Here is a 6,630-nt window from a genome sequence, read left to right as displayed (position 1 = left end):
TTGGGCCGGGTTGGCTGCTGGCGCTGGCATCAATCATGGCGGCGATAAGGTTGGAGGACAGGCCGCCTTCCTTGAGCAGGGCGATTTCGTCCGTGTTGAAGACCTTGTATGGCTGCTTGGCGGCACGGATGCGTGAGGCTAGCAAGGTGTTGTCTTCATCACGGGAAAGCCGCAATACGTCGTAGACCTTCATGTCTTGTGGCCCCAGAAACCAGATGTCGTATTCATCGGGCAGGTAGACGATGTAGGCGCTGTCGATGGCGATGTTATCGCGGTGATAGGGCAGTGCATGGGTGGCGGGAGCCAGCTCGGCCAGGCGGCGCAGGGTTTCCATGCGGAAGAAGGATTCCGGGTTGTTGTTGAGATACTGACGGTAGGCGTCGACGGTGCCTGCGGACACGGCACTTTCGTAGCCGGCCTGCTGGGACTGAATGAATTGTTGCAACGCCTGCTTGTGACGGTTGAGCTGGTCGTTGGTCATGACTTCGTACTGCTCCGTGCCGGGACTGCCTACCAGGTAGGAAGTAGGGAGCAGCATGGAGAGGGCTGACTTGTATTGCACGGGTTCGCGGTTCTGGAACAGTACTTGGTCCCCGGCTTTCACTTCCATGACGGTCTCGCCCTTGGTGGTTACCCAGGAGGGCAAAATACCGAGCGTGAGGAAGTAAGGGATCATGGTGATCCAGCCACTGTCATCGATGTTCTCGTTATGCATGCTCACGGTTAAGTCTTCGCCGGCATCGGCAAACCAGCGGCTGACTTCACTGGTGGCGAGCTGGGTGGGGTAGTTGCGAGCCTCGGGTGAGGCGTAACCACCGGGGAGATCCAGCTGAATATCGGCGGTGCCCGCGAAACCTTGCAGCGCTTGTGGCGCAGTCGCCGGGCCGGCCAGTTGGCCTTGCGCTGGCATGTATTGGGTGCCGGTACAACCGGAGGCCAGCACGGAGAGCAACGCTATTGACCAGAGCATCGGTCTGGAATCTGCAATATGAAACATCTTGATGTACCCCTTCCCTCTGTTGTATCCCGAGCCCCCGCCCGGTTTCTGTTGATGGCATTCTGCCATTTATTGGGCAAAAAAACCGGCTAGAGGGGTAATACCGTTCACTTAAGGTTCTGTGCCATGCCTAAAGCCTTCGCGATGTAAACATCGCTTCCCACAACCTCCCTCAAACTTCGGGATTGGTGGGAAGTCATGCTCGCATGACGAAGATGTTGGCGTAGCGCTGCTTCTCTTAAGTGAACAGCATTGGGCTAGAAGGAGGCGTTATTGTGGCGACGATTACTTGTGCCATTTCCGCCTTGCGATAAAGCAGAGGGACAGGAAGGGCGAGGGAGCTTGCTTGCAAGCTCCCTCAGTGGCCGGCGGAGGGGTTAGCCCGCTCTGAGTTTGGGTTTGACGGTGATCAGCAGTGCTGGCAGCAGGGTGAGATTGCTGAGCAGGGCGACCAGCATGGCCAGGCCGGTGAGCAGGCCGAAGTAGACGGTGGGGTTGAAGCTGGACAGAGCAAGGATGGAGAAGCCGGCAATGATGGTGAGCGAGGTGTAGTACATCGCTTTACCGATGGAGCCATGGCAGCGCTTCATGGTGGCCACGTAGTCGTTGTCTTTGGGCAGTTCTTCGTGGAAGCGGTGGATGTAATGAATGGTGTCATCCACGGCGATGCCAATGGTGATGGCGGTGATGGTGATGGTCATCAGGTCCAGCGGCAGGCCGATCCAGCCCATCAGCCCGAGCACCAGGGATGCGGAGATCAGGCTGGGTACCATGCTGATCAGTGCCACGGGGAGGCTGCGGAACAGGATCAGCAGCATGAACAGAATCGCCGCAAAGACATAACCCAGGGTCTTGATCTGGGAGTCGAACAGGCTTTGCAGCATGTTGTTGTAGAGCACCATGGCACCGGTGAGGTGCACCTGTTCCGGCTGCAGGCCAAAGTCGTTTTGCAGGTCGGTGCGGATCTTGGCGAGCAGTTCGTTACGGTTCAGGTTCTTGTCGGAATCGATTACCCGTACGCTGATGCGCACCTGGTCACCGTCGTCAGACAGGTAAGGCTTGACCAGCTGGTTGCGCAAATCATCCGGGATAAAGCTGGCCAGCAGCATCAGCTGCACATAGCTGAGCGGCCGCCCGTTCAGTTTTTCCGCCACCTCGTAGGTGGTGGCGATGGAGAGCACTTTGCCGGTTTCCGGGAGGGATTCCAGGTAGTCCTGAATGTCCACCAGCTGGCCCAGCCGGGCCGGGGTGAACCAGTAAGCGCCCTTGAGCGGGTTGGGTTCAGCCTTTTTCGGCGTCGCGAAGGGGTCTGCACCGGCCTCGCTGGCAAAGGGGTCACCGTCGGCAAAAGGATCGGCGCTGTCTGCCGCGAAAGGGTCACTGCTGGCAAAGGGATCCGCGTTGCCAGCCTCGTCAGGGCTGTCAGAGGCAAACGGGTCGCTGGGGCTGTCCTCCATGCTGTCACCGTCCCAGCCGGTGGCGGGTTGGTTGAGGGCGGCTTTTTGCGCGGTTGTGGCCTTGGGCGCATCGATGACGATATCCAGTGGGGTGGTGCCGCCCAGTTTGCGATCGATCTGAAGCATGCCCTGATAGATTTCCGTGTCTTTCTGGAAGTAATCAATGAACCGGTTTTCCACGGTCAGGCGGCTGACGCCCCACAGGGAGGCGACGATCACGGCCAGCGCGACGATCAGCAGAATGGGCCGGCGGCGCTCGGTAAAGCCGGCGAAGGCCAGGGTCAATTCCCGGCTGAGATCACGCCCTTGCCGGGGTTGGCCGGCGGATAGCGGGGCCAGCAGGGCGGGGAACACCAGAAAGCAGACGATCAGTGACACGCCCAGGCCCAGGGTCATCATCCAGCCGAAGTCGATTACCGGGCGAATGCCGCTGATGACCAGCGAGGAGAAGCCCACCATGGTGGTGAGGATCATGTAGATGCTGGGGCGCATCATGTGGGCGGCGGTCTCGCGGATCAGCCATTTCTGGCTGGCGTCCGGGTTCTCTTCGTGCAGCTCGCGAAAGCGCACGGTGAGGTGAATGGTGATAGACATGGTGATGATCAGCAGCAGGGAAATATAGTTGCTGCTGATCACGGACACCTTCCAGTCCATCCAGCCCAGCCAGCCGGTGACTGTCAGGACGGTGACACCACAGCAGGCCAGCGGCACGATCACCCAGCGAGGGCGGCGGAAAATCAGGAACAGGGTGAGGATCAGGAAGACCAGCACGCCGACGCCGAACACTTTCAGGTCCGAGCGGATAAAGCGCACCAGGTCGGTGGTGATCATCGGCACGCCGCCCAGGAACAGGTTGGCGTCGTCCCGATAGCGGTCCATGATCTCACGCACCTGGTCGATTTCCCCGGCGGTGCGTTGCTGGATCTGGCTGCTGTAGTCACTGAAGGCGCGAGTGGCAGCTTCCAGTGCTTGCTGGCCTTGTTCGTTCAGTTCGCCGTTGCGTTGCTGGTCGCGCAGGTCGTTGCGTTTGTAGAGCAGGTCGTAATATTTCTGGTCGCGTTCGAAGCTCACCAATAGGGCGGTGGTGTTGCCGTCGTCACTGACCAATAAGTCTTCGTAGAGCGGGTTCTCGTCGGTAAATTCCTTTTCGGCCAGGGAGAGATCCACGCCGTCACTGGTGAGGGTGCGGTAGTCGTTGGCCAGGTCGCTGAATTCCACCTGGGGGCTGAACAGCAGGGGCACATCCAGCATGCTGTAGACCGAACTGACCCGGTCCACATCCTTGAGCGATTGCTGCAGGGATTGCAGGTGGTCCAGGCTGTTCTGTTGGAACAGGGGTTTGTCTTTGGGGCTGTAGGTGATGATCAGGAAATCACTGCCGCCGTACTGTTTGGAAACCTTGCGGTAATACTCCAGCGCTTTGTCGTTTTCCAGCACCATTGAGTCCGCCGACGCGTCGATCTTGAAGTTGCGGGCCTGCGTGGCAGCGACGCCACAAAGCAACACCAGCAGCACAAGCCAGAAGACAGGGTGTGCCAGTACGGCCCGGCAATAGGCCTTAAACAATCGATGGGTCATGAGGTATCCGGTTTACGTTACAGGGGCTTCAGTCTTGCACGGTATACAGCGAACAGACCGTTTTCAGAACATGGCTGCGTATTCTGCCGCGAACTGCGTATCGAAGCGGTGAATGGCTTTGCCGGCGGGCCAGGCCAGCAAGGTCAGCAGGCCTTCAGTCCACTCTTCCTGATGTACCCGGCAGCCGCCCTGGCCATCATCGATAAAGGTAAAGCGGTGAATAATGCGGGCAAACGGTAGTTGTAGCCCCCAGGTGATACGCTCGTTTTCCTTGTATTCCAGTACTTTCACCACCACGGGGGCTGGCGGCAGGCGAGGCAGGTCGACCACAAACAGCAGCAGGGCACCGGGGCGCCAGCCACCATTAAGTAACCGGGCGTGGCGGACCACCGAGCACCAGCTGGCCCAGTTGTCGGCGTCGACAAACAGTTTGAAAGCTTGTTTGCGGGAGGCGCGGGTGTCGGTGACTTCGTCGACCAGATAACGTTTTAGCATGCTGCATCCGTGTTTTTATTGGGTGGAAGGGGCTGCCAGGAAGTGCGTGACGCAGGCCACTGCGATAGCACCAAAGCCATTATTCAAAGCTCCCTAGATTACGCACAGTAGGCACCAACCTCCAGTCGGTAAAACGGGCCAATTCGGCAGACGTTGTTGACCTGCCCGGGGCCTTTGCCTAGTTTCGGGTGATTGCGAGGAGTCAGCATGACAACAACACTGTTACCGGCCTCGATTTTGCCGGGGCTTCTTGAAGTCTCGTTACGTGATCAACTGGACGTGCAGGCCTTGTTCGAGCAGGTGGGGATCGATGCGGATATTGTCGGCCGCAGCGATCGCTTCATCAGCCTCGGGCAGCTGGATGCGTTGCTCTATGCCGCCTTTACGGAAAGTGATGATCCGCTATTCGGCCTGCATGTGGGGGCGGATAACCATTATGGCAATCTGGACTTGCTGGGTAACCTGATGGCTACCGCCAATACCCTGGATAACGGGATCGGCATGCTGTTTCGCTATAAGGATCTGGTGGTTCCCTACCTGGATTTCTCTCTCGACCTGCACGGCAAGAATGTGCAGCTATCGGTGATCAGCAAGGACCCGACCTTGCGCTTTACGGCCACGCGGGCACACAACGAAGTCGTGGTGGCCACCATGGTGTCCATCGGGCGCTCATTACTGGGGGCGGAAATGCCCCTGGCTGGCGCCTGCTTCCTGCACGGCCAGCCATCGCCTGATGAGCTGGAAAGCTATGGCGCCTTTTTCCAGTGTCCGTTGTCGTTTGCTGCCAGCCAGAATGCCATCCAGTTCAGTGCCGAGCTGCTTGGCACACCGTTGCCCCGCGCCTATCCGAAATACAATGAACGATTACGCCGTTCTGCGGACCAGGTGCTGGCAGGCCTGTCTCGGGCGGCGGGTATTACCGGGCAGGTGATCAAGCATCTGGAGCGGCTACTCGGTGAGCATACGGTGACCATGGAAGCGGTGGCCGATGCGCTGGCCATGACCCCGCGTACGCTCCAGCGGCGCCTCCAGGAAGAAGGTGCGCGGTTTGCACAACTGCGCGATCAGGTGCGCCATCAGCATGCCTGCAAGGCCCTGAGCCAGCCCCGTTGCGACATGCACGGCCTGGCCGCTGAACTGGGTTTTTCCGATACCGCCAATTTTTACCATGCGTTCAAGCGCTGGCAGGGGTGTGCGCCGGGTCAATATCGCAAGGCATACCAGAAAACGTTTCACCAGGAGCCGGGTAAGCTCACGCCCACTGACTCTCGCGCTTGAGCGGTGTGACACTTTGCCACATTGGTATTTTTTCCCGGGCCCGTATCCTTGCGGGCGAATATTCAATGCCGGGGAAATGTCATGTCTCGTTCCGTTTTGTCCGCTGCGATATCGCTGTCGCTGTTTACTGTCAGTCCTGCTGTGCTTGCCCACTATGATGGCGGGCGCGCTGACAGCCATGCGCCGATTTCTGTGATGGGTGACCACACGCACGGTAAGGGTGAGTGGATGCTTTCCTACCGTTATATGGGCATGGGCATGAGTGGGGCGAAATCCGGTAGTGACTCTCTGAGCACGGATGAAGCATTTGCCGAGATTCCGGGCATGGGCATGATGAACATGAAAGCCCTGCCGTACGAGATGACCATGCACATGCATATGCTTGGTGGCATGTACGCGCCCACGGATAACCTCACCCTGATGGCGATGTTGCCGTACAGCACCAACGAGATGACCACCAAGACCCGCATGACCATGATGGGTAACACCACCCTAGGCGAGTTCGATACGGAAACCTCAGGGATCGGCGATGCCAGCATCGGAGGCCTCTACAAGTTCTACGATGAAAATGGCTACCGCTTGCACCTGAATATGGTGTTTGGGCTGCCCACCGGTTCTATCGAGGAAGAAGACTATATTCCCATGGCGGGTCAGGATCTGCAGCTGCCTTACCCCATGCAGCTGGGCTCCGGCAGCTATGAGTTGCGCCCGGGGCTGACCCTGAACAAGCAATATGACAGCTGGAGCTGGGGCGCGCAGGTCAGTGCCAACATTCCTCTGGATGAGAATGATCAGGGTTATGAGTTGGGTTCGAGCAAGTATCTG

General features: G+C 58.5%; 5 protein-coding genes. 2 read left to right on the top strand and 3 right to left on the bottom strand.

Features of this window, described 5'->3' with window-relative positions:
- From A3754_RS16975 to A3754_RS16965, 3 genes are all read right to left on the bottom strand, one after another.
- The coding region (locus A3754_RS16975) for a hypothetical protein (RefSeq protein ID WP_156497046.1) at nucleotides 1-970 on the bottom strand (970 nt) is incomplete at its 3' end.
- Between the two features lie 404 nt (nucleotides 971-1,374).
- Complete coding sequence (locus A3754_RS16970; RefSeq protein WP_063520644.1) at nucleotides 1,375-4,032, bottom strand: RND family transporter; 2,658 nt, start codon at nucleotides 4,030-4,032, stop codon at nucleotides 1,375-1,377.
- 63 nt (nucleotides 4,033-4,095) lie between these two features.
- A complete protein-coding gene (locus A3754_RS16965; RefSeq protein WP_063520643.1) occupies nucleotides 4,096-4,527 on the bottom strand; it encodes an SRPBCC domain-containing protein in 432 nt (143 codons plus the stop codon).
- A gap of 207 nt (nucleotides 4,528-4,734) precedes the next feature.
- On the opposite strand from A3754_RS16965, the gene A3754_RS16960 reads away from it, so the two are divergent.
- A complete protein-coding gene (locus A3754_RS16960; RefSeq protein WP_063520642.1) occupies nucleotides 4,735-5,805 on the top strand; it encodes an AraC family transcriptional regulator in 1,071 nt (356 codons plus the stop codon).
- A gap of 81 nt (nucleotides 5,806-5,886) precedes the next feature.
- Nucleotides 5,887-6,630, top strand: a 744-nt coding sequence (locus tag A3754_RS16955; RefSeq protein ID WP_063520645.1) for a hypothetical protein, incomplete at its 3' end; no start/stop codon positions are given.

Source organism: Alcanivorax sp. HI0083 (assembly GCF_001635175.1).
Note: the sequence above shows the minus strand (reverse complement) of the source record. Positions and strands in the feature narration are given on the sequence as shown.

Coding starts and splice junctions, on each gene's coding strand:
- A3754_RS16970 (WP_063520644.1), bottom strand. CDS start 4,032: ATGACCCATCGATTGTTTAAGGCCTATTGCCGGGCCGTACTGGCACAC.
- A3754_RS16960 (WP_063520642.1), top strand. CDS start 4,735: ATGACAACAACACTGTTACCGGCCTCGATTTTGCCGGGGCTTCTTGAA.
- A3754_RS16965 (WP_063520643.1), bottom strand. CDS start 4,527: ATGCTAAAACGTTATCTGGTCGACGAAGTCACCGACACCCGCGCCTCC.